Consider the following 21,485-nt stretch of genomic DNA (forward strand, 5'->3'; position numbering starts at 1 on the left):
ATCCTCCCGCCCTGTGGCTCGCCATGAGAGGCGGTGCGCGATAAGATGGCCCCTCATTGCACTCTTTGTCTTTCTTGGAATAGGAAAACCGATGAAATTCATACTGATCGCGCTGCTGGTTGCCGGTGTCGCCTACTACTTCTACTCCAGCAGCAATAACAAGAAGCTGGCCGAAGATAATGTTCGCAAGGGGGCCGAGTTCCTCGCCAGCAACAAGGAGAAACCGCTGGTGACCACCACCGCCTCCGGCCTGCAGTACGAAGTGCTGACTCCGGGTACCGGCACCGTTCACCCCACCGCCACCAGCAAGGTGAAGGTGCACTACGAGGGCAAGCTGCTGGACGGCACCGTCTTTGACAGCTCGGTTGCCCGTGGCGAGCCCATCGAGTTTGGCCTCAATCAGGTGATCAAGGGGTGGACTGAAGGAGTTCAGCTGATGGTGGAAGGGGAGAAGACCCGCTTCTATATCCCGGCCAACCTCGCCTACGGTGACCGCGCCGCCGGCAAAATTCCGCCGGGATCTGTCCTGATCTTTGATGTGGAGCTGCTGGGTATCAAATAATCCCCTGTGGCGAAACCCCACGCCCGAGCTGATCTTCGACGTGGCGCAGCCGGGGATCCTGTTAACCGCAGCTCAGAGAGGGCCGACCATCAGTCGGCCCTCTCTGTTCGGGATTGCCTCCGGCCATCAGCGCCCATAAAAAAACCGCCCTCGGGCGGTTTTTTGCAATCAGGCTGAGCCAGTTCGCCTAGATGGACTGCTCTTCGCCACCCAGGGCGGCAAACAGCGCCGGAATGAACTGGGAGAGCTCGGCGGTCACCAGCGCGAAGTCGGCATCCAGACGGGCGGCCGGATCTTCGCTGGTCACGTCGTCGTTCTGCTCGCGCAGCTCTTCGCTGAACTTCAGGCGCTTGATAGATAGGTCATCCCCCAGCACGAAGCTGACGGTCTCGCCCCAGTTGAGAGCCAGCTTGGTCACCAGCTTGTCGTTGGCCAGATGGTTCTTGATTTCATCCGTCATCAGATCCTGCTGCTTGCAGCGGATGATGCCGCCGTGCTCCATGGCACTGCGCAGCTCGGCTTCATCTTCCAAGGTGAACGAAGCTGGCAGATTGCCCTCGTTCAGCCACTCGGTCATGGTGATTTCGGGCGGGTTCTTGAGGGCTACCGGCACTACCGGCAGGGAGCCGATGGATTTGCGCAGCAGTGCCAGCAGGTCGTCCGCCTTCTTGGCAGAACCCGCATCCACCACCATCAGGTTGTCGGCAGGATTGATCCAGGCGAAAGTCTGGCTGGTACGGCTGAAGGCGCGCGGCAGCAGGGTGTGGAGGATCTCCTCTTTCAGCGCTTCCTTCTCTTTCTTCTTGAGGGCGCGCCCCTGCTCGAACTCGATCGCCTCTACCTTCTCCGCCAGCATCTCCTTGACCACGGTACCGGGCAGCATCTTCTCCTCCTTGCGGGCGCAGATGAGGATATGGCCGGAGGCGCTGTGGGTCAGGGTTGAGCCGAATTTGCCAAGGGGCTTGACCCACCCGAACCGGGAGATGTCCTGACTGCCGCAAGGGGTGAAGGCACAGGCCTCCAGCTGGGTTTCCAGCTGCTCAACGGTCAGGTCGAAGGGGCGGGTAAAGCGATAAATCTGCAGGTTTTTAAACCACATGGCGTCCTCGGTCTCGATAGATTGTCCGGCGGGCATTGTACTAGAGAGGCGCTTTGTGATCAGCCAATCATTCTTGCTAAATAAAGGGCGATCGACTTCACAGGGTGCCATCCCGGTTACCGGAACTGTCATCAAGTTCCCCTAGACTGCGAAGGTGAAGTTGTTAACAAGGATGAAGATATGTTGCGGCCCAGTCGCCCCGAAGACATGGACGAGATCGTCGAAATCTGGTTGCTGGCCTCCCTGCAGGCCCACGATTTCGTCGATGCCTCCTGCTGGTGGCAGGCTCAGGAGGATCTGCGCACCCGCTACCTCGATCACGCCCATATCTGGGTGTTCGAGGAGCGCGGCGACCTGCTCGGATTTATGGCGCTGGTAGACAACTACCTCGCCGCCCTCTTTGTGCGCCCCGACCGGCAGGGACGCGGCGTCGGCCATGCCCTTTTGCAGGAGGCCAAGCGTCAAGGTGCGTCGCTCCACGCAAGAGTCTTCGTGGAAAACTCCCAGGCGGTGCGCTTCTACCGCCGCCACGGCTTTGTCATCGAGGCGGAGGAATCCGACCCCCTCACCGGCCACCCCCAGTACAAGATGTGCTGCGAACCCGCATGAACTGACAGCAGCCCCCTGTTTTACTTGAAAAAAGCACGGGGCATCCTCATCTTGTCACCATCGGGTGCCACCGGCACCATCCCAGGATCCGGGTTGCTTTCTCATGAAAATCCTCCATACCGCCGACTGGCATCTTGGCCATCAACTCCATGGTCACGACCGCCGTTTTGAACACGATGCCTTCCTCGACTGGCTGACCGACACCCTCAAGGCGCGCGAGATCGACGCGCTGCTGGTGGCGGGTGATCTGTTTGATACCGCCAATCCCCCCGCCAGCGCCTGGCAACAGCTCTACCGTTTTCTGGCGCGGCTGCGCGCCGAGCTGCCTCACCTCAACATGGTGCTGATCGGCGGCAACCACGACTCCCCCTCCAAGCTGGATGCCCCCCACGAGCTGCTGCGGGCCTTTGATCTGCATCTGGTGGGCAGCATCAGCCGCGACAGTGAGGGCAAGCTCGAGACCGACCGTCTGCTGGTACCGCTGCAAGACCGGGAGGGCAAGATTGCCGCCTGGTGCGCCGCCGTGCCGTTCCTGCGCAGCAGCGACTTGCGGGTGGAGCAGCTGGCAGAGGGGCAGGACAGGCTGATCGAAGGGGTACGACAGGTCTATGCCGAGGTGCTGGCCGAAGGGCGCGCTCGCTGCGGGGAGGATCTGCCGCTCATCGCCATGGGGCACGCCTATCTGGCGGCGGGCCAGCTCTCCGAGCTTTCAGAGCGGCGGGTGCTCGGCGGCAACCAGCACGCCCTGCCTGCCGAACTCTTTGCCGGTGCCGACTACACGGCGCTCGGTCACCTCCATCTGGCCCAGAGCCCGGCCGAGGGGGTCCACTACAGCGGCTCGCCGCTGCCGCTTTCGCTCGCCGAAGCCAACTACAACCATCAGGTGCTGGAAGTGACCTTTGCGGGGGGGAAACTGGCCGGGCTGGAGCGGATCCCGGTGCCCCGCGCAGTGGAGATGATCCGTCTGCCCCAGAGCCCTCTCGACGACGCATTGAAAGCCATCGAGGCACTGACGCTCCCCCCTTGTCCACAAGAAGCACAACCCTTCCTCGAAGTGCGGTTGCTGCTGCCCAAGCCAGAGGCCCGCATCCGCGAGCGGATCCTCGCTGCCATCGCCGACAAACCGGTGCGGCTGGCCCGCATCAGCACCCAGTATCAGGGCTCGGGCGAAGGACTGGCCGATGGTCGCGAGCGGCGCAGGCTCGATGAGCTCTCCCCCACTGAAGTTTTCCGCCTCTGCTATCAGCGCCAGTTCGAGGGGGAGCCCGAGGCACAGCTGGTCGCCTCGTTTGAAGAGATCCTGGAGCAGGTGAAGGAGTCTAACCAATGAAAATCTTGTCTCTGTCTGGTGAGAATCTGGCCAGTCTGACCGGCGCCTTCACCATCGACTTTACCCGCGGGGCACTCGGCGCTGCAGGCCTGTTTGCCATCACCGGTAATACCGGCGCTGGCAAGAGCACCCTGCTCGACGCCATTTGTCTCGCCCTCTACGACGAGATGCCGCGCTTTATCGCCAATCGCAAGAACGTGGCCGAAGTAGGCCGCATGGATGACGAGGAGAAGCTCAAGGCCAACGACGTGCGCGGCATCCTCAGTCGCGGTCACGCCAGCGGCTTTGCCGAGGTGCAGTTTCGCGGCTGCGATGGCCGCATCTGGCTGGCCCGCTGGGCGGTGCGCCGGGCCCGCAACCGCGCCGAGGGGCGCTTTCAGGCGCAGGAGCGCACCCTGACCGATGTCGAGTCGGGTCAGGTTTTCTCTGGCAGCAAGCGGGAGCTGCAGGATCGCATTGACGAGCTGGTGGGCCTCTCCTGGGAGCAGTTCCGCCGTGCGGTGATCCTGCCACAGGGGGAGTTTGCCGCCTTCCTCAAGTCGGATGCCAACGAGCGCTCCGCCCTGCTCGAACGGATGACCGGCACCGAGCTCTACTCCGCCATCTCCATCCAGACCTATGAACGGGCGCGGGAGGAGCAGCAGAAGCTGGCCGCCATCACTCAACGCCTCGGCGACGTGGCGCTGATGGACGAGGTGACCCGCGAACAGTGGGTAAGCCGGCAGGTGAGACTCGCCACCACTCTCAAGCATGAGCAGCAACAGCAGCAGCTGATGCAGGATCTGCGTGACCTCAACGGTCGCATCGCCACCCAGCAGCAAGGTTGCAGTGAGGGTGAAGCTGCGCTGGAGGCCGCCATGCAGGCCCACGGTGCCGCGGCGCCCGAGCGCGAGGAGTTCGCCCGCGCCGAGCAGGCGCAGGTGGCCCGCGCCGATCACGACGAGCTGGCCCGCCTCACTCTTGAGGTGCAGCAGCAGGAGAAGGTGATCGCCGAGCTGGGGCCGGAGCTGGCCAAACTCGAGGAGCAGACCCAGCAGAGCGCCCTCACCGAACAGCAGCTGCTGGCCGAGAAAATTGCCGCCGAGCGGGAATGGGGCGCCCTGCAACCCGAACTCAAGCGGGCACAGGAGCTGGACACCCGCATTCGGGAAAAGCAGCAGCATTTGCAGAAGATCCAGCAGGAGGGGACTCAGGAGCGGGAAGTGCAGCTCACCCTCGAGCAGGGGTGGCGCGAACAGAGTCAGCAGGTGGAACAGCTCAGGCGCCAGCACCAGCAGTGGAGCCTCTGGCTGGAAGAGAACAAGGAGCTGGCACCGGTCGCCCGCCAGTGGCAGCCCCTGCTCACCGCCATGCAGGATTGGGCCGGGGATGCCGACAAGCTGCAGCAACTGCTCACCCTGCGCGATCACAAGCTGCGCGCCCTGCAGCAGCTGCAACGCCAGCTGGAACAGGGCCAGCAGGAGCGCGACTACTGGCAGCGCGAGCAGGAGCGGCTGCAGCAGCAACATAACGAGCTGCAGGAGCAGCAGTGGGATAGCCGCCTCGCCAAGGCGCAGGAGCAGTGGCAGCAACAGACCGAACAGCTGGGCCAGCTGCGCCAGCTGCTGGAGCTGGCCGACTATGGCCGCAATCACGGTGAGCAGCATACCCGCTTGCAACAGGAGATTGGCCAGCTGGAGCAGGCGCTCGGCAAACTCACCACCCTTGGCGACGAGCTGGCGCCAGCCCGCGAGCGGCTCGCCCTGCAGCGGGACGAGGCGCGCCACGCGCTGGAGCAGTCCCGGGCAGTGGCCACGTTCGAGCAGTATCGCCATATCCTGAGCGATGGCACCCCCTGCCCGCTCTGCGGCGCCGAGGAGCACCCCTACAGCCAGAGCCAGCCGCAGGTGGCGGGTATTCTCGGTCAACTGGCGGAGCGGGCCCGCAGCCTGGAGCTCGAATGGGAGCGGCTCAACCACCAATACATTCAGTGCGAGAGCGAGCGTCAGGAGCTGGCTCGCCAGCTGGCAGTGCGCCAGCAGCACCTGCCGGAGCTGGAAGCGCGCGCCGAGCAGCTGACCCAGCGCTGGCTGCAGCTGGGAGGCGATACCCTGCTGGGCCATCCGCTGCCGCTGCGCCAGAGCCCCATCGAGTGGAACGAGCTGATGAGCACCCTGCTCGGCCACGGCCAGACGCTGGAGCAGGGGCTGGTCCAGAGCCAGCAGCTGCTGCGTCAGGCCCAGCTAGGCCAGCAGCAGTTGCAGGGAGTGCGTCAGCAGCTGAGCCAGCTGAGCGCCCAGCACCAGCAGTTCGAGCAGCAGTGGCAGGAGGCTGACCGTCATCGCATCGCGCTGGAAGGGGAAGTGAAGGCAATGGGCGAGCAGGAGGCGACCCTGCGCCAGCGCCTCGAACAGGGGGGCAACCGTCTCGATGAACAGATGGCTGGCCAACCCTGGCGCCAGTGGCTCGGCAGCCAGCAGTGGCGCGAGTGGCAGCGGGCCTGCGAGGCCTGGCTGCACGGCCAGAGCGAGTGGGAGCGGCTGGCCAGCGAGATCGCCAGCCTCACCCCGGCCCTGAGCGCGCAGGAAGCGCGTCTGCAGACCCAACGCGAACTGCTGCACAAGCTGGAGCGGGACTACAAGGAGCACGAGCAGCAGCGGCAGGGCCTGCTCACCAGCCGTGCCGCCTGTCTGGGTGGCGAGGAGATCGCACTGGTCGAGAACCGCTGGCAGCAACGACTGCAGCAGCTCGCCAGCGAACTGGAGGCGATGCAACAGAGCGCCCGCTCCCTGCGCGAGCGGCAGACCGAGCTCAAGACCCGCCTCAGCCATGTGGAGCAGGAGAAGCAGGTGAGCAGCCGCCGCAAACGGGAGGTGCTGGGGCGCTGGGCTGCCCACGCCAGTACCCTCGACATCGCCGAATATGACCTGCGCCGCCTGCTGGCCATCAGCCCCGATGAACTCAAGGCGCGCCGTGCCGCTCTGCAAGGGCTGGAGGATGCGGTTGGCGAGGCGCGCACCCGCCTTGCCGAGCGGCAGCGGGCGCTGGCGCTGGAGGAGATCAAGCGGGAACGCTATCGCGAACATCACCCCGAGCTGGCTGCCCTGCCGCAGGAGGAGCTGCTGCTGCGGCTCACGGCACTGGAAGCCCACTGCCGCGAGCACGACGAGCAACTGTTCGAGTGCAAGAGCACGCTGGCGCAAGCCGAAGCGGCTGCCCTCAAGGCGGGCAGCCTGCAGCAGGAGCTCGCCGCCCAGCAGGCGGTGGCCGATCACTGGCAGCAGTTGTGCGATCTGATCGGGCAAGCCAACGGCGCCAAGTTCCGCACCTTTGCCCAGAGCCTCACCCTCGAACGTCTGTTGCTGGAGGCCAACGCACAGCTCGCCGAGCTGTCGCCCCGCTACCGGCTGGAGCGGGTGCCCGGCACCGATCTGGCGCTGCAGGTTGTGGATCTCGACATGGGGGACGAGGTGCGCTCGGTGGACTCCCTCTCCGGCGGCGAGAGTTTTCTGGTGTCGCTGGCGCTGGCGCTGGCCCTCTCCAGCCTCTCGTCGCGGCAGACCCAGGTCGAGTCGCTGTTTATCGACGAGGGGTTCGGCACCCTGGATCCGGACAGTCTGGATCTGGCGCTCGCCAGCCTCGACTCCCTGCAGGCCGCCGGCCGCCAGATCGGGGTTATCTCCCACGTCCAGACCCTGGTGGAGCGGATTGGCGTCCAAGTCAGGGTTGAAGCCCTCGGTGGCGGCGAGAGTCGGGTAATCGTCCCCTGACCATAGCCAATCCCCAAAACGACAAGAGCCCGCCAATTGGCGGGCTCTTGCTTGCACGGCGCTCGTTAATCGAAGCGGTAAGCCCCCATGTAGAGGCTGCCGCCATCCCAGCTCTCGTGCAGCAGGGTCGGTGCCTTGCCTTGTGCGGCCCCCAGCGACACAAAGAGCGGGCGCAGGTGATCGTCATGGGGATGGGACTCCACCGCCCCGGGGGCCAACCGACGATAGTCGAGCAGCGCCTCCCGCTCCCCTGCCGCCATCGCCCCTTCCAGCCAGTCGACAAACTGGCTGGCCCAGCGCGGCACTGGCGACCCCTCGGGCCCCAAGGCCCGCAGGTTATGGGTGATGGCGCCGGAGGCGAGGATACCAATCCCCTGACTGCGCAATTCGGCAAGTGCCTCCCCCAGCTGCCAGAGCTGGGTCGGGGTGAAGCTGGCGGGGATGGAGATCTGCACCAGCGGGATCTCACTGTCCGGGTCGATCAGGGAGAGCGGTGACCAGACCCCGTGGTCCAGCTCGCGCCGCACCGGGGTGGCCGCCAGCCCCGCCAGCGTCAGCTGATCACCCACCGCCTGCTGTAACCATTCAGGGCTGTTGGTTGGCCAGCGCATCCGGTAGAGCGGCTCGGGGAAGCCATAGAAGTCGTACATCAGCGCCGGTTTGGGCTCGACGTTGATCTGCAGCTCGCGACTGAACCAGTGAGCGGAGATGACCACCAATCCCTTGAGCTCTCCAAGCCGCAGGGTGCTCAGAAATCGGGTGGCAGGTTGATCACGCAACACCAGATCCGGTGCGCCGTGAGAGATAAACCAGACGGGGGCGAGGGACATAACTGTGACTCCAGCAAGGGTTTGGATGGCGATTTTTGCCGCAAGGCAACGCCGCTGAACTCATTATCAGCCCGCCTAAACAGGTTAACAATCAGGCTAAATGGATAAGCACTATCAACCTATTTTTGATAATCAGATGACTATCACCACCACTGTCAAAAGAGGGCAGCCCGACTGGTTAGCCCGCTTTGCGGCTCCGCCTGCAACCTGATGACCGTTCAATGACCCTCGCCGGCAAGGGCTATGCGGGTCGCCGCCCTCTGCGCCTGCCACTCCTGCAACAGCAATCGCTCTGCGGCCACCTCTGCCGAGACCGGAGCAGCACCTTCGGCCGAGTGGTTGCCGGTAAAAGCTGAGCGCCAGTGGTGATTGCCCGGCCAGCTGCCGTCAGGCATGGCATGGGCCAGCAGCAGTGCCCCCGCCAGTAAAAGCAGCACCGGGCCACCCCATGGGCTGTTTTCCATCTATTTCCCCTTCACAAGCGCGCCAATGGGCTAACATCTTTGCGCAAGCTGGTGACAAGACGGTGACAGTGAGCAGGTGGTCATTTTACAACATCTGAACCTTCTCTCCGCCAATAAGACACAGATGGCAACATTTGTCGTCAATCAGCTCAGACCAGTGGATGCATGCTCTAAAAAGTGACCAACAGGAAAACGTTATCCCTGAAAAGAAAACGTTATCTGGTCAAAACGTTGTTTCTGGATCATAAAAAGAATCCAAAAACTGGTGTATATTGCTCGGCGGAAACTCCTTAACCATGAAGACTGACATGAAAAAGACCAAAATCGTCTGCACCATCGGTCCCAAGACCGAATCCAAAGAAATGCTGGCAAAAATGCTGGACGCCGGCATGAACGTCATGCGCCTGAACTTCTCTCACGGTGATTACGAAGAGCACGGCACCCGTATCCGCAACCTGCGCGAAGTGATGGCCGAGACCGGCAAGCGCGCAGCTATCCTGCTGGATACCAAGGGTCCGGAAATCCGTACCATGAAGCTGGAAGGTGGCAATGACGTAGCACTGGTTGCTGGCCAGACCTTCACCTTCACCACCGACCAGACCGTGGTTGGCAACAAAGACAAAGTGGCCGTGACCTATGCAGGTTTCGCCAACGACCTGCGCGTCGGCAATCGCATCCTGGTTGACGACGGCCTGATCGGTCTGGACGTCATCGAAATCACCGAGCGCGAAGTTGTTTGTAAAGTACTGAACAACGGCGATCTGGGCGAGAACAAGGGCGTCAACCTGCCGGGCGTCTCCATCAAGCTGCCGGCCCTGGCCGAGAAAGACAAGCGCGACCTGATCTTCGGTTGCGAGCAGAGCGTTGATTTCGTTGCTGCTTCTTTCATCCGCAAGAAAGAAGACGTACTGGAAATCCGTGAGCACCTGAAAGCCCACGGTGGCGAGAACATCCAGATCATCTCCAAGATCGAAAACCAGGAAGGCCTGGACAACTTCGACGAGATCCTGGCTGTGTCCGACGGCATCATGGTTGCTCGTGGCGACATGGGTGTCGAGATCCCGGTTGAAGAGGTAATCTTCGCCCAGAAGATGATCATCGCCAAGTGCAACAAGGCCCGCAAAGTGGTTATCACTGCCACCCAGATGCTGGACTCCATGATCAAGAACCCGCGTCCGACCCGCGCCGAAGCCGGCGACGTGGCCAACGCCATCCTGGACGGTACCGATGCAGTCATGCTGTCCGGTGAGTCCGCCAAGGGTAAGTACCCGCTGGAAGCCGTGACCATCATGGCCACCATCTGCGAGCGTACCGATGCCGTGATGCCGTCCAACCTGTCTGCTTCTAACGACAGCAACAAGCTGCGCATCACCGAAGCCGTATGTAAAGGCGCGGTAGAGACCTCCGAGAAGCTGGACGCCCCGCTGATCGTGGTTGCCACCGAAGGCGGCAAGTCTGCCAAGGCTATCCGCAAGTACTTCCCGAAAGCCTGGATCCTGGCGATCACCACCAACAAGAAGACCGCTGCCCAGCTGGTTCTGACCAAGGGTGTGGTTGCTCACGTGGTTGACAGCATCGCCTCTACCGACGATTTCTATCGCATCGGTAAAGAAGCCGCGCTGGAAATCGGCATGGGCCAGAAAGGTGACGTGGTTGTGATGGTCTCCGGTGCTCTGGTACCGAGCGGCACCACCAACACCGCTTCTGTTCACGTTCTTTAATCGGAACTGAACAAGCTGAAAACGGCGCCTGCGGGCGCCGTTTTTTTTATCCCTCCCCCCTGCTTACCAACGGATGCCGGTGTTAGAATCCCCGCGGATTTAATCTATGTGGGAAATCTCCCGATCACCGCGCAATAACCCGGAAGTTATATGCAATCAACACCCTTCAAGAGAGCATCGGCCATCCTGTTGCCGCTGCTCTGCCTACTCGTCAGCCTCTGCGGTGCCCCGCAAGCCATGGCGCAGGATGTTCCATCCCGCGCTTCCGTCCAGCGGGCGCTGGACAATCTGGGCAAATCCGAGACCCTGACCGTCAGCCAGCAGGCCGACCAGAAGTTTCTGACTGAAACCCTCACCCTGCTCGACAGCATCGACAAGGAGGAGGCGAAAGCCAAGGCGCAGGCCCAGCGCATTCGCAATCTGCCGGGTGAGCTGCGCGACATCAGCGCCAAGCTCAACGACCTGACCCAGGGCAAGAGCCCGGAGCAGATCAAGAGCGAATACGCCAGCATGAGTCTGGCCGAGCTCGACAACCGCCAGCCCGATGTGCTGGCCAACATGCAGGCCGCCCAGGAGGCGCTCGGCGCCATCGGCAGCCAGCTCACCAACCTGCAGACCCTGCCGGAGCGTGCCCAGAGCAGCATGAGCCGCGCTTATCAACGCAGTCAGGAGATCCGCAGCCGCCTGAATGCTGGCGAGAGCGTCAGCAGCGCCGAGAAGATGAAGCTCAATACCGAGCTGGCACTGCTCGACCTGCAACTTTCCCAGCTGCAAAAGGATCTGGACAACCGTACCAGCATGCAGGATCTGGCGGTCAAACAGCGCGACTACCAGAATGCTCGCCTCACCAGTGAAGAGCAGAAGCTGCAACTGCTGCAGGAGCAGAGTAGCGCCAAGCGCCTCGGCGACACCGAGAAGACCGCTGAACAGACCGGCGAGCTGGTCGCGACCGAAGACAGCCCGCTGGTACAAAAAGAGCAGGTTCTCAACCACCAGCTCAGCCAGCAACTCATCAGCGCCACCACCAACCTCAACTCGCTGGTCCAGAAAAACCTGCAGGCCAAGAGCTGGCTGGAGCGCGGCACCCAAACCGAGCGCAACCTCAACGAACAGGTGCAGATGCTCAAGGGCAATCTGCTGCTGTCACGCATCCTCTATCAGCTCTATCAACAGCTGGAAGCGGCGCCCACCATCGCCGTCAAAAACCTGGAAGAGCAGATCGCCGACCTGCATCTGGCCCAGTTCGAGCTGAGTCAGCAGCGTGACCAGCTGTTCCAGAAGAACCTCTATCTGGACAACCTGATCGCGAGCAGCAAGGAGCCGGTCAGCGATGAAGACAAGGAGAGCCTTGCCAAGCTCATCGATACCCGCATCAACCTGCTCGATCAGCTCAACCGCCAGCTCGACAGCCAGCTCACCAACGCCATCAGCCTGCAGCTGACCCAGCAGCAGCTGGCGCGGGTCTATGCCTCTATCGAATTTACCCTGCAACAACACATCTTCTGGGTAAGCAGCAACAAACCGATCGACTTCAAATGGTTTATCAGCTGGCCCGCCCAGGCCTACAAACAGGCCTCCGACTGGGTGCTGAAACCGGACTGGAGCCAGTGGCGCGAAGAGCTGCTGGGGATCTCCTTGCTCGCCTTCCCGCTGCTGCTGATCGGCGGCCTGCTGATGTGGAAGCGTCCGGCACTGGCCGAACGCCAGAAAAAGATTGCCAAGGATCTGGGCCGCTTCCGTCAGGACAGCCAGTGGCACACCCCGCGCGCACTCTTCTTTACCCTGTTGCAGCGCCTGCCGGGCAGCCTGTTCATTCTGGCGGGCGGCCTGCTGCTCACCTACTGTGGTCTGCTGAGCCCCAAGCTCATCTTCCAGATCACTCTCAACCTGGCCCTCAGCTATCTGGTCTTCAGCATCTACATGGCGGTAATGCGCCCGGGCGGACTCGGTGAATCCCACTTCCGCATCCCGCGCGCCGAGCTGCAGGCCAAACGCAACAGCATGCGCTACCTCTGGTTGCCGCTGCTGCCCCTTATCATGCTGTCGACCAAGGCGGTGGTAGAACCCTCCTCTCTGGGCAACGACGTGATTGGTCAGGCTCTCACCCTGATCCTGCTGGCGCTGGCCGCCTATCTGGTGTTCCCCATCTCCCGCGCCCGCATCAAGGGCGAGGCGAGCATGGCCCAGACCATGACTGCCATTGCGCTGGCCCTGGCCCCGGTGGCGCTGATCGTGTTGGCGGTACTCGGCTACTACTACACCGCGCTGAAGCTGACCGGTCGCCTGATCGAATCCTTCTATCTGCTGATCATCTGGAGCCTGGTCTACCGCACCGCCCTGCGCGGGCTGGAGCTGGCGGCCCGTCGTCTGGCCTATCGCCGCGCGGTGGCCAAACGTGAGCACAAATCTTCGGAAGATGCGGAAGGTGGCGAGTCCATCGAAGAGCAGCCGATGGATCTGGAGGATGTCAGCCAGCAGTCCCTGCGTCTGACTCGCACCGTGTTGATGCTGATCTTCGGCGTCGCCTTCTACTGGCTCTGGTCCGATCTGGTCGCGGTATTCTCCTACCTCGACAGCATGGTGCTGTGGCACCGCACTGAAGGCACCGGTGCCAATGCCGTGCTCTTCCCCATCAGCCTGAGTGACGTGCTGATCGGCCTCCTGCTGCTCGGCGGCGCCTGGTCGCTGGCACGCAACCTGCCGGGTTTGCTGGAGGTGCTGGTGCTCTCCAAACTCAACCTGGCTCAGGGGACGGCCTACGCCATTACCACCATGCTCAACTACGTACTGATCGGCTTCGGCTCGCTGACCGCTCTCTCCATGATGGGCGTGCAGTGGGACAAGCTGCAGTGGGTAGCGGGTGGTCTGTCAGTCGGTATCGGTTTTGGCATGAAGGAGATCCTCTCCAACTTCGTCTCCGGCATCATCATCCTGTTCGAGCGTCCGGTGCGGATCGGTGACACCGTCACCATCGGCTCCTTCTCCGGTACCGTCTCGCGGATCCGCATTCGCGCCACCACCCTGACCGACTTTGACCGCAAGGAAGTGATCATCCCCAACCAGCAGCTGATGACCGAACGTCTGATCAACTGGTCGCTGAGTGACACCGTGACCCGGGTTATCGTGCGGGTAGGCGTGGCATACGGTTCCGATCTGGAGCTGACCCGCACCCTGCTCAAACAGGCGGCGGACGAGAACAGCCGCGTGCTGAAAGACCCGGCGCCCATCGTCTACTTCCTCACCTTCGGTGCCAGCACCCTGGATCACGAGCTGCGCTTCTTCGTGAGCGAGCTGGGGGATCGCAACCCGGCGGTGGACGAGTTGAACCGCAAGATCGACCAGCTGTTCCGCGAGAACGGCATCGAGATCGCCTTCAACCAGATGGATGTCTACATCAAGAACATGCAGGGCGAGGAGCAGAAGGTCGAATCCAACTCCGGCGCCCTGCCGCCACCTCCCGCTGACGAGGGCAAGCAGCCCGCTTAAGGGGAAGGCAGTTCCGGCAAAGCCGCTCACCTGTGTGAGCGGCTTTTTTATTGCGTTCACATGATCGGTCAGCGGATCGGAGGAGGCTCTGCAAGCCCTGGGGAGGTGGCTACCCGGCAAGTGTTGCCCTCTCTGGCGCCAGAATACAGTTATTTTATAAACAAAATTTTTTATAAAATAAGCCGCTAAACGCGTTGAATCATTGCCGCAAGCCGCTCTGGTGACATCGGCAGACACCCAGCAGCCCCCTCAGAACCGGTGAAAAATGCTGCTCCAGCCCCCCTTTTCCCCTGCTTTCAGATGAGACGATAGCCCGCCCCCGCCGCGCCCCAGAAATCCATTTACCACCTGCGCTGGCTAACCTATGTTAGAGAAAGTGACAAAAGGATCAGGGAGCACCACGTGACGATGGAAGAGAGAGAACTGCAGCAGATCCTGTTTCGCTCCTTTGACGTGATACCGCTCCCCATTCTGGTGTCAGAATCGGTGGCGCGCCGCGAGGGTCTGCCCGATACCGGTGACAACATCCCCGTTCGTCGCCATCGCTTTCTCAACCGCGCCTTTCGCGAACAGCTCGGGTATGACCTGGCCGATCTGCCCGATATGGACAGCTGGTTTCGCCTCGCCTATCCGGATGCAACCTACCGCAGCGCGATCATTCAGGCCTGGCACACCGAGGTAGAACAGTCACTGCAACAGGGGCTGGAGGTGGCAGAGATGCCCGCCCTGATCCGTTGCAAGAATGGCCAGCACCGCTGGTTCGTGGTAACGGCCCAGCTGGGGGCCGATGCCATCCCGAATGGCCATATCGTCACCTTCCGCGACATTCACGACCTGCAGTGCATGGTGGAAGAGGTGAGCCGCCTCTCCTGCACCGACCCCCTCACCGAGCTGTGCAACCGCCGTGGTGCCGAGCAGCAGCTGCAATCCCACCGGATGCAGGGCGATGCCTTTGCCCTGGTGCTGGGCGATATCGACCACTTCAAGCAGATCAACGACCGTTACGGTCACCCTGCCGGGGATGCAGCGCTCTGCGCCGTTGCAGAGACCATGACAGAACTGCTGCAACCGGGGGAGTGCCTGGCCCGCTGGGGCGGCGAGGAGTTTCTGCTGATCTTGCCGGATCACACGCTGGAGCAGGCCGCCTGCCGGGCCGAACGGCTGCGCCAGCAGGTCAGCGAGCTGGCCATGCCATGGCAGGGACAGACTATCACTCTCACCATCAGCCTTGGCTGCGCGGCTACCCGGGGCGATCAGAGCATCGACTACCTGCTGATGATGGCGGATCGGGCGCTTTATCTCGCCAAGGAGCAGGGGCGTAACCGGGTGGTGGTTGCGAAAGAGTAAGGGAGGAGAGGAAACATGTTCTGGGCCGGATCGCAGCCATAAAAAAACCGAAGCACAAGGCTTCGGTTTTTTGTTGCAGTAACAGGCGCTTGGCCTGTCACGGCTTATTTTTTGATGCGGATCACCGGGGTCTCGCCCACAGTCACGGCACCAGTCATCTTCACCAGCTCTTTGATCTCGTCCATGTTGGAGATGACCACCGGAGTCAGGGTAGACTTGGCTTTGGCTTCCAGAACGGCCAGATCGAACTCGATGATGGTGTCGCCACGCTTGACCTGCTGGCCTTCCTGAGCGATACGCTTGAAGCCTTCGCCTTTCAGTTCAACGGTGTCGATACCGAAGTGAACGAACAGCTCGATGCCGGAGTCAGATTCCAGAGAGAACGCGTGGTTGGTCTCGAAAATCTTGCCGATGGTGCCGTCGCACGGAGCAACCATCTTGTTGCCAGCCGGCTTGATGGCGATACCGTCACCAACGATCTTCTCGGCGAAGACGACATCAGGCACATCTTCGATCGGCACGATTTCGCCAGACAGCGGAGCAAAGATTTCGATGCCACCGGTGTCAGAGCTATCGTCGGAAACCAGTTTCTTCAGTTTGTCGAACAGACCCATATAAAGCTCCTAGAGATGATTTTTCGCTGTTTGCAGCCGATCTTAGCAGACTGCCTTCTGCTTAATAAAGTTATCTACGCATGCTTCGATTTCAGCAGCGGTGGCAAAGCTCAGTGCTTGATCAGCCATTGCCTTCACATCTTCGAAGTTGGTGTTGCGGATAAGCTTCTTGATACGCGGTACAGAGATGGCGCTCATGGAGAACTCATCCAGACCCATACCCAGCAGCAGCAGGGTGGCACGCTCGTCACCAGCCAGTTCACCACACATACCGGTCCACTTGCCTTCGGCATGGGATGCATCGATAACCATCTTGATCAGGGTCAGGACGGAGGGTGACAGCGGGTTGTACATCGCGGAGATCATCTCGTTACCACGGTCGACAGCCAGGGTGTACTGGGTCAGGTCGTTGGTACCGATACTGAAGAAATCCACTTCCTTGGCAAGATGATGAGCCATGACGGCAGCAGCCGGGGTCTCGATCATGATACCCACTTCGATGGATTCATCAAAGGCTTTGCCTTCGGCGCGCAGTTCGGCTTTCAGCGTCTCTACGGTAGCTTTCAGGCTACGGAACTCTTCGACAGAGATGATCATCGGGAACATGATGCGCAGTTTGCCAAAGGCAGACGCACGCAGAATGGCCCGCAGCTGAGCGTGCATGATGTCTTCGCGGTCGAAGAAAATACGCACGGCACGCCAGCCCAGGAAGGGGTTCATCTCTTTCGGGAAATTCATGTACGGCAGCTCTTTGTCGCCACCAATGTCCATGGTACGCACGATGATCGGCTGATCCGGCATCGCTTCGGCCACTTCTTTGTAGGCTTTGAACTGCTCGTCTTCGGTCGGCAGCGCGTCACGGTCCATGAACAGGAACTCGGTACGGTACAGACCCACGCCTTCGGCGCCATTGCGAATGGCACCTTCGGTATCCTTGACGGTACCAATGTTGGCGCACACTTCGACCTGATGACCATCCAGAGTGATGGCAGGCAGATCTTTCAGCTTGGCCAGCTCGTCTTTCTCAGCCTGATAACGGGCCTGAGTCTCTTTGAACTGGGTCAGCTCGGCTTCGCTCGGGTTGATCACAACTTTGTTGTTGATGGCGTCGAGCAGGATCATCTCACCGTTCTTGACGCGATCGGTGATGTCGTTGGTACCCACGATGGCCGGCAGCTCCAAGGAGCGGGCCATGATGGAGGTGTGGGAAGTACGGCCACCGATGTCGGTGACGAAACCCAGCACATATTTCAGGTTGATCTGAGCAGTTTCGGACGGGGTCAGGTCTTTGGCGACCAAGATGACCTCTTCGTCGATGGTACTCAGGTTGACAACGGCGATGCCTAGTACGTTCTTGACCAGACGGGTACCGATGTCACGAAAATCGGTTGCGCGCTCGCGCAGATAGGGGTCATCCAGCTCGGCCATCATCTTGGCGTACTGTTCGATCACCTCGTAGATGGCTTTGTCGGCGGATGCCTTGTTATCTTTGATGAAGGATTTGATATCCCCTTCCAGCTCTTCATCTTCGAGCAACATGATGTGGCCTTCGAAGATGGCCTCTTTTTCTTCGCCGAAGGTGCGACCGGCCATCTCTTTGATGGCTTCCAGCTGTGCAGCTGACTTGGTGCGGGCTTCGAGGAAGCGGTTGATCTCGACATCAATCTGGTCAGCAGAGATCTTGCCCTGATTGATAACGATTTCATCTTCTTTCAGAAGAAGCGCCTTACCGAATGCGATACCGGGGGACGCAAGAATGCCAGATATCATAATCCTTCCTATTAAAACGACTGTGGGGGAGGAATAAAGCTGGATTACTCCAGCTCGTCCATCAGGGCAACCAGCTTCTCAACGGCTTTCTGAGCGTCCGGGCCGTCGGCCTGGATGGTCACGTTGGTGCCTTTGGTCAGACCCAGAGTCTGCAGCTTGAACAGGCTCTTGGCGCTGGCGGATTTGCCACCGGAGACCACAGTGATCTCGCTTTGGAATTCTTTGGCTTCTTTCACGAACTGAGCTGCCGGACGGGTGTGCAGGCCGTTTTCAGCAGTAATAACAACAGACTTCTCGTACATGGTTTCACCCCATATTATTGATATTTTTTAGTGAGCTGGTCGCTTTTCAGACAACCTGACCCACCGTGTCAGTATGGATATGTTGTAAAGTAACGAAAGCAGACCCGCAATGGTTTAATCCAGGTCAATTTTCTGTGCAGTATTTCGGTGTCTTGGTCGGGATTTTTCCGTTATTGGGCTACAAGCCGCATCAGGACTGGCCTGAAATTATTTTATAACGAAAAATAACACTTTGTTACTTTGTGATACCTGACCATCAGACACCGCGTGACGCCGCACAGGATATGAGATTTATCACAGAATGTCTGCTTTTTTTCTCGCTCCGGAGCTTGTTATTTTACCCCAAAAAATAAGGGCCCGAGTGGCGCTGGGCGATGCAGAGTCTAGCCCATAAAGAAACGGCGCTCCTGGGAGCGCCGTCTGGTCAGTGCAATCTTGTGGTTTACTGCTGCAATTCCTGCTCGCTGAATACGCCGGCAAACAGGGCGCTGGAGAGGTAGCGCTCCGCGGCGCTCGGCAGGATGACGACAATCGTTTTTCCTTCAAACTCCGGCAGCTCGGCCAGACGGCTGGCAGCCACCACGGCTGCACCGGAGCTGATACCGGCCAGGATCCCCTCCTCCTCCATCAGGCGGCGAGCCATCTCGATAGCTTCGTCACTGGTCACCTGCTCGACCCGGTCAATCAGGGAGAGGTCGAGGTTGCCCGGAATAAAGCCGGCGCCGATTCCCTGGATCTTGTGGGGGCCCGGTTTGATCTCTTCACCGGCCAGCTTCTGGCTGATGACCGGCGACTCGGCCGGTTCGACCGCGACAGAGACCACCGCCTTGCCCTGAATCTTCTTCAGGTAGCGGGAGACACCGGTAATGGTGCCACCGGTACCGACCCCCGCTACGAACACATCCACCTCACCGTCAGTGGCATCCCAAATCTCGGGGCCGGTGGTCTTTTCGTGGATCTCCGGGTTGGCCGGGTTTTCAAACTGTTGCAACAACACATACTTGCCCGGCTCGGACTCGAGGATCTCGTTGGCCTTGGCAATGGCCCCTTTCATGCCAAGCGGCCCTTCGGTCAGCACCAGCTTGGCCCCGAGCGCCTTGAGCAGCTTGCGGCGCTCCAGACTCATGGTGGCCGGCATGGTCAGGGTAATGGGATAGCCGCGAGCAGCCGCGACAAAAGCCAGAGCAATACCCGTGTTACCGCTGGTGGGCTCGATGATCTCCTTACCCTTGGTCAGAATGCCGCGCTTCTCGGCATCCCAGATCAGGTTGGCACCGATACGGCACTTGACGCTGAAACTGGGGTTGCGGCTCTCGATCTTGGCCAGCACGCGGCCTTTGGTAACACGGTTGAGACGAACCAGCGGGGTGTGACCGATAGTCTGGCTATTGTCCTCAAAAATTTTGCTCATGGTGCTATCCCTGTGTTTGTTACGACGATGAAACAAGATTACCCTGTGGTTTCTGAATGAGAAGTGACTATTCGTTATAACCATATGGTATTACAACATATAGAGCTTATTCTCTCTGGCCCCTGACTCCGGGAGCCAATCGTCAAAGGAACCGACGTTATGGGATTTTCAGGAAGCAGCCAGTATCTCGCCTCCGATGCATTGAAGATGGCGGTCAATGCCGCCATCACCCTCGAAAAACCGCTGCTGATCAAAGGGGAGCCAGGCACCGGCAAAACGGTGCTGGCAGAAGCGGTCGCCGATCATCTTGGCACCGATCTCATTGCCTGGCATATCAAGTCCACCACCAAAGCCCAGCAGGGACTCTACGAATATGATGCGGTAGCGCGGCTGCGCGATTCCCAGCTCGGCGACCCCAGAGTGGCCGATATCAGCCACTACATTCGCCAGGGCAAGCTGTGGCAGGCTTTCAGCGCCGAGCAGCGACCGGTGCTGCTGATCGACGAGATCGACAAGGCCGACATCGAATTCCCCAACGATCTGCTGCTGGAGCTGGATCGAATGGAGTTCGATGTCTACGAGACCGGCGAGCGAGTCAGGGCACGCCAGCGGCCGGTGGTCATCATCACCTCCAACAATGAAAAAGAGCTGCCGGATGCCTTCCTGCGCCGCTGTTTCTTCCACTACATCCGCTTCCCCGACAAGGCCGAGATGCAGGCCATCGTCAAACTCCACTACCCCGACCTCAAGGAGAGTCTGCTTGGCGAGGCAATGGATCTCTTCTTCGAGCTGCGCGAGGTAGAGGGGCTGCGCAAGAAGCCCTCCACCTCGGAGCTGCTGGACTGGATCCGCCTGCTCCTGGCCGACGATATCGCCCCCGAGGCGATGCGCGCCCGCGAACCCGGCAAGCTGATACCCGCGCTATATGGCGCTCTGCTCAAGACCGAGCAGGATTTGCATCTCTTCGAGAAGCTCGCCTTTTTGGCCCGACGCGGCAGCTGACCCATGCTGATCGACTTTTTTACCCATCTGCGCCACCACAAGCTCCCCTGCAGCCTGCGTGAGCTGATGGACTTGCACGCCGCGCTGGCCGCCAGGCTGGTCACCATCGATATGGACGAGTTCTACCAGCTCTCCCGCTGCCTGCTGGTGAAAGACGAGGCCCACTACGATCGCTTCGATCGTGCCTTCGCCGAGTACTACGAGGGTCTGGACGCCATTCCCCTGCTGCCGGAGAGCCTGCCCGAGGAGTGGCTGCGCAAGGAGTTCGAGCGACTGTTGAGCCCAGAGGAGAAGGCGTTGCTCAAATCCCTCGGCGGACTCGACAAGCTGCTGGAGACCCTTAACCAGCGGTTAAGCGAGCAGAAAGAGCGCCACGCCGGTGGCAACAAGTGGGTGGGAAGCGGTGGCAGCAGCCCGTTTGGCCACGGCGGTTTTCACCCCGAGGGCGTCCGCATGGGGGGAGAGGGGCTGCACGGCAAGGCAGCCAAGGTGTGGGAGGCCAGACTTTATCGCAACTTCAGCGACGACTCGCCGCTCGGCCAGCGCGCCATCCAGCTGGCGCTGCGCAAACTCAGGCGCTGGGTGCGCAAAGGCAATCCCGACGAGCTGGATCTCGACGACACCATAAAAAGTTCTGCCCGCCAGGGCTGGCTCGATGTGAAGCTGCGGCCCGAGCGCCACAACGGGGTGAAGCTGTTGGTTTTCTTCGATGTCGGAGGTTCCATGGATGCCCATGTGGCCGAGGTGCAGCGCCTCTTCTCCGCCCTGCGCCACGAGTTCAAGCATCTGGAGTACTTCTATTTTCATAACTGCCTCTACGACTTCGTCTGGAAGGATAACGCCCGCCGCTTTGAGGAGCGGTTCGATACCCTGCGGCTGCTGCGCACCTATGGCAGCGACTACCGAGTGATCCTGGTGGGGGATGCCACCATGGGCCCCTACGAAATCACCTGGCCGGGTGGCAGTGTCGAGCAGTGGAACGAGGAGTCGGGTCAGGTGTGGCTTACCCGCCTGCAGCAACACTTTCCCAAACTGGTGTGGATCAATCCCACCCCGCGCCGGGAGTGGCTCTGGCATCCCTCCATCAAACTGATGAATGACGTGGTTGGCGGGCGGATGCATCCGCTGACTCTGGCGGGTCTAGCTGCGGCGATCGACCAGCTTTAACCCTCTCTACCCTATAAACCGA

16 protein-coding genes are annotated in these 21,485 nt (G+C 60.6%); 9 read left to right on the forward strand and 7 right to left on the reverse strand.

Annotated elements, in window-relative coordinates; translation table 11 throughout:
- The first annotated feature begins 91 nt into the window (after positions 1-91).
- Positions 92-562, forward strand: coding sequence for an FKBP-type peptidyl-prolyl cis-trans isomerase (locus AAHA39_RS04980; RefSeq protein WP_033113327.1), 471 nt, complete (start codon positions 92-94; stop codon positions 560-562).
- A gap of 187 nt (positions 563-749) precedes the next feature.
- Here the strand turns inward: AAHA39_RS04980 and rdgC are convergent, their stop codons facing one another.
- Positions 750-1,661, reverse strand: coding sequence for a recombination-associated protein RdgC (gene rdgC, locus AAHA39_RS04985; RefSeq protein WP_033113354.1), 912 nt, complete (start codon positions 1,659-1,661; stop codon positions 750-752).
- Between the two features lie 180 nt (positions 1,662-1,841).
- Between rdgC and AAHA39_RS04990 the strand changes: the two genes are divergently transcribed.
- The 3 genes from AAHA39_RS04990 (at position 1,842) to AAHA39_RS05000 (ending at position 7,349) form a co-directional block, all read left to right on the forward strand.
- The gene (locus AAHA39_RS04990; RefSeq protein ID WP_041208255.1) at positions 1,842-2,270 is read left to right on the forward strand and encodes a GNAT family N-acetyltransferase; all 429 of its coding nucleotides are present in this window, start codon (positions 1,842-1,844) and stop codon (positions 2,268-2,270) included.
- Positions 2,271-2,373: 103 nt separating this feature from the next.
- Entirely contained in the window at positions 2,374-3,600 is a 1,227-nt protein-coding gene (locus tag AAHA39_RS04995) for an exonuclease SbcCD subunit D C-terminal domain-containing protein (RefSeq protein WP_320657203.1), read from the forward strand.
- Positions 3,597-7,349, forward strand: coding sequence for an AAA family ATPase (locus AAHA39_RS05000; RefSeq protein WP_320657204.1), 3,753 nt, complete (start codon positions 3,597-3,599; stop codon positions 7,347-7,349). The genes AAHA39_RS04995 and AAHA39_RS05000 overlap by 4 nt, the downstream gene beginning before the upstream one ends.
- A gap of 65 nt (positions 7,350-7,414) precedes the next feature.
- On the opposite strand, the gene AAHA39_RS05005 is transcribed toward AAHA39_RS05000, so the two are convergent.
- On the reverse strand, positions 7,415-8,179 hold the full coding sequence (locus tag AAHA39_RS05005; RefSeq protein WP_320657205.1) for a DODA-type extradiol aromatic ring-opening family dioxygenase: 765 nt from the start codon (positions 8,177-8,179) through the stop codon (positions 7,415-7,417).
- A gap of 218 nt (positions 8,180-8,397) precedes the next feature.
- Positions 8,398-8,643: a hypothetical protein gene (locus AAHA39_RS05010; RefSeq protein ID WP_320657206.1), complete on the reverse strand. Its 246-nt coding sequence runs from the start codon at positions 8,641-8,643 to the stop codon at positions 8,398-8,400.
- A 308-nt stretch (positions 8,644-8,951) separates the two neighbouring features.
- On the opposite strand from AAHA39_RS05010, the gene pykF reads away from it, so the two are divergent.
- The 3 genes from pykF (at position 8,952) to AAHA39_RS05025 (ending at position 15,197) form a co-directional block, all read left to right on the forward strand.
- Positions 8,952-10,364: a pyruvate kinase PykF gene (pykF, locus tag AAHA39_RS05015; RefSeq protein WP_042033075.1), complete on the forward strand. Its 1,413-nt coding sequence runs from the start codon at positions 8,952-8,954 to the stop codon at positions 10,362-10,364.
- 150 nt (positions 10,365-10,514) lie between these two features.
- On the forward strand, positions 10,515-13,850 hold the full coding sequence (gene mscK / locus AAHA39_RS05020) for a mechanosensitive channel MscK (RefSeq protein WP_320657207.1): 3,336 nt from the start codon (positions 10,515-10,517) through the stop codon (positions 13,848-13,850).
- Positions 13,851-14,258: 408 nt separating this feature from the next.
- The gene (locus AAHA39_RS05025; protein ID WP_043851384.1) at positions 14,259-15,197 is read left to right on the forward strand and encodes a GGDEF domain-containing protein; all 939 of its coding nucleotides are present in this window, start codon (positions 14,259-14,261) and stop codon (positions 15,195-15,197) included.
- A gap of 104 nt (positions 15,198-15,301) precedes the next feature.
- On the opposite strand, the gene crr is transcribed toward AAHA39_RS05025, so the two are convergent.
- The 4 genes from crr to cysK all read right to left on the reverse strand — a co-directional run bounded on the left by crr (position 15,302) and on the right by cysK (position 19,294).
- Complete coding sequence (gene crr / locus AAHA39_RS05030) at positions 15,302-15,811, reverse strand: PTS glucose transporter subunit IIA (protein ID WP_005303134.1); 510 nt, start codon at positions 15,809-15,811, stop codon at positions 15,302-15,304.
- 42 nt (positions 15,812-15,853) lie between these two features.
- Positions 15,854-17,581 (reverse strand): phosphoenolpyruvate-protein phosphotransferase PtsI, encoded by a 1,728-nt coding sequence (gene ptsI, locus AAHA39_RS05035; RefSeq protein ID WP_033113318.1) that lies wholly within the window; start codon positions 17,579-17,581, stop codon positions 15,854-15,856.
- Between the two features lie 44 nt (positions 17,582-17,625).
- Positions 17,626-17,883 carry an HPr family phosphocarrier protein gene (locus tag AAHA39_RS05040; RefSeq protein ID WP_005303128.1) on the reverse strand — a complete coding sequence of 86 codons (258 nt, stop codon included), beginning with the start codon at positions 17,881-17,883 and terminating at the stop codon, positions 17,626-17,628.
- A gap of 442 nt (positions 17,884-18,325) precedes the next feature.
- Positions 18,326-19,294, reverse strand: coding sequence for a cysteine synthase A (gene cysK / locus AAHA39_RS05045; protein WP_320657169.1), 969 nt, complete (start codon positions 19,292-19,294; stop codon positions 18,326-18,328).
- 159 nt (positions 19,295-19,453) lie between these two features.
- On the opposite strand from cysK, the gene AAHA39_RS05050 reads away from it, so the two are divergent.
- Both AAHA39_RS05050 and AAHA39_RS05055 read left to right on the forward strand, forming a co-directional pair.
- Positions 19,454-20,296: an AAA family ATPase gene (locus AAHA39_RS05050; protein ID WP_320657170.1), complete on the forward strand. Its 843-nt coding sequence runs from the start codon at positions 19,454-19,456 to the stop codon at positions 20,294-20,296.
- Positions 20,297-20,299: 3 nt separating this feature from the next.
- Positions 20,300-21,463, forward strand: coding sequence for a vWA domain-containing protein (locus AAHA39_RS05055; protein WP_320657171.1), 1,164 nt, complete (start codon positions 20,300-20,302; stop codon positions 21,461-21,463).
- Positions 21,464-21,485 lie beyond the last annotated feature (22 nt).

The sequence above is a fragment of the Aeromonas sp. SE22 genome (assembly GCF_038739755.1).
In the GTDB taxonomy this organism is placed as follows: Bacteria; Pseudomonadota; Gammaproteobacteria; order Enterobacterales; family Aeromonadaceae; genus Aeromonas; species Aeromonas jandaei.

Excerpts from the sequence above, each read along its gene's own strand:
- AAHA39_RS04980 (WP_033113327.1), top strand. The coding sequence starts at position 92 with ATGAAATTCATACTGATCGCGCTGCTGGTTGCCGGTGTCGCCTACTAC.
- rdgC (WP_033113354.1), bottom strand. The coding sequence starts at position 1,661 with ATGTGGTTTAAAAACCTGCAGATTTATCGCTTTACCCGCCCCTTCGAC.
- AAHA39_RS04990 (WP_041208255.1), top strand. The coding sequence starts at position 1,842 with ATGTTGCGGCCCAGTCGCCCCGAAGACATGGACGAGATCGTCGAAATC.
- AAHA39_RS04995 (WP_320657203.1), top strand. The coding sequence starts at position 2,374 with ATGAAAATCCTCCATACCGCCGACTGGCATCTTGGCCATCAACTCCAT.
- AAHA39_RS05000 (WP_320657204.1), top strand. The coding sequence starts at position 3,597 with ATGAAAATCTTGTCTCTGTCTGGTGAGAATCTGGCCAGTCTGACCGGC.
- AAHA39_RS05005 (WP_320657205.1), bottom strand. The coding sequence starts at position 8,179 with ATGTCCCTCGCCCCCGTCTGGTTTATCTCTCACGGCGCACCGGATCTG.
- AAHA39_RS05010 (WP_320657206.1), bottom strand. The coding sequence starts at position 8,643 with ATGGAAAACAGCCCATGGGGTGGCCCGGTGCTGCTTTTACTGGCGGGG.
- pykF (WP_042033075.1), top strand. The coding sequence starts at position 8,952 with ATGAAAAAGACCAAAATCGTCTGCACCATCGGTCCCAAGACCGAATCC.
- mscK (WP_320657207.1), top strand. The coding sequence starts at position 10,515 with ATGCAATCAACACCCTTCAAGAGAGCATCGGCCATCCTGTTGCCGCTG.
- AAHA39_RS05025 (WP_043851384.1), top strand. The coding sequence starts at position 14,259 with ATGGAAGAGAGAGAACTGCAGCAGATCCTGTTTCGCTCCTTTGACGTG.
- crr (WP_005303134.1), bottom strand. The coding sequence starts at position 15,811 with ATGGGTCTGTTCGACAAACTGAAGAAACTGGTTTCCGACGATAGCTCT.
- ptsI (WP_033113318.1), bottom strand. The coding sequence starts at position 17,581 with ATGATATCTGGCATTCTTGCGTCCCCCGGTATCGCATTCGGTAAGGCG.
- AAHA39_RS05040 (WP_005303128.1), bottom strand. The coding sequence starts at position 17,883 with ATGTACGAGAAGTCTGTTGTTATTACTGCTGAAAACGGCCTGCACACC.
- cysK (WP_320657169.1), bottom strand. The coding sequence starts at position 19,294 with ATGAGCAAAATTTTTGAGGACAATAGCCAGACTATCGGTCACACCCCG.
- AAHA39_RS05050 (WP_320657170.1), top strand. The coding sequence starts at position 19,454 with ATGGGATTTTCAGGAAGCAGCCAGTATCTCGCCTCCGATGCATTGAAG.
- AAHA39_RS05055 (WP_320657171.1), top strand. The coding sequence starts at position 20,300 with ATGCTGATCGACTTTTTTACCCATCTGCGCCACCACAAGCTCCCCTGC.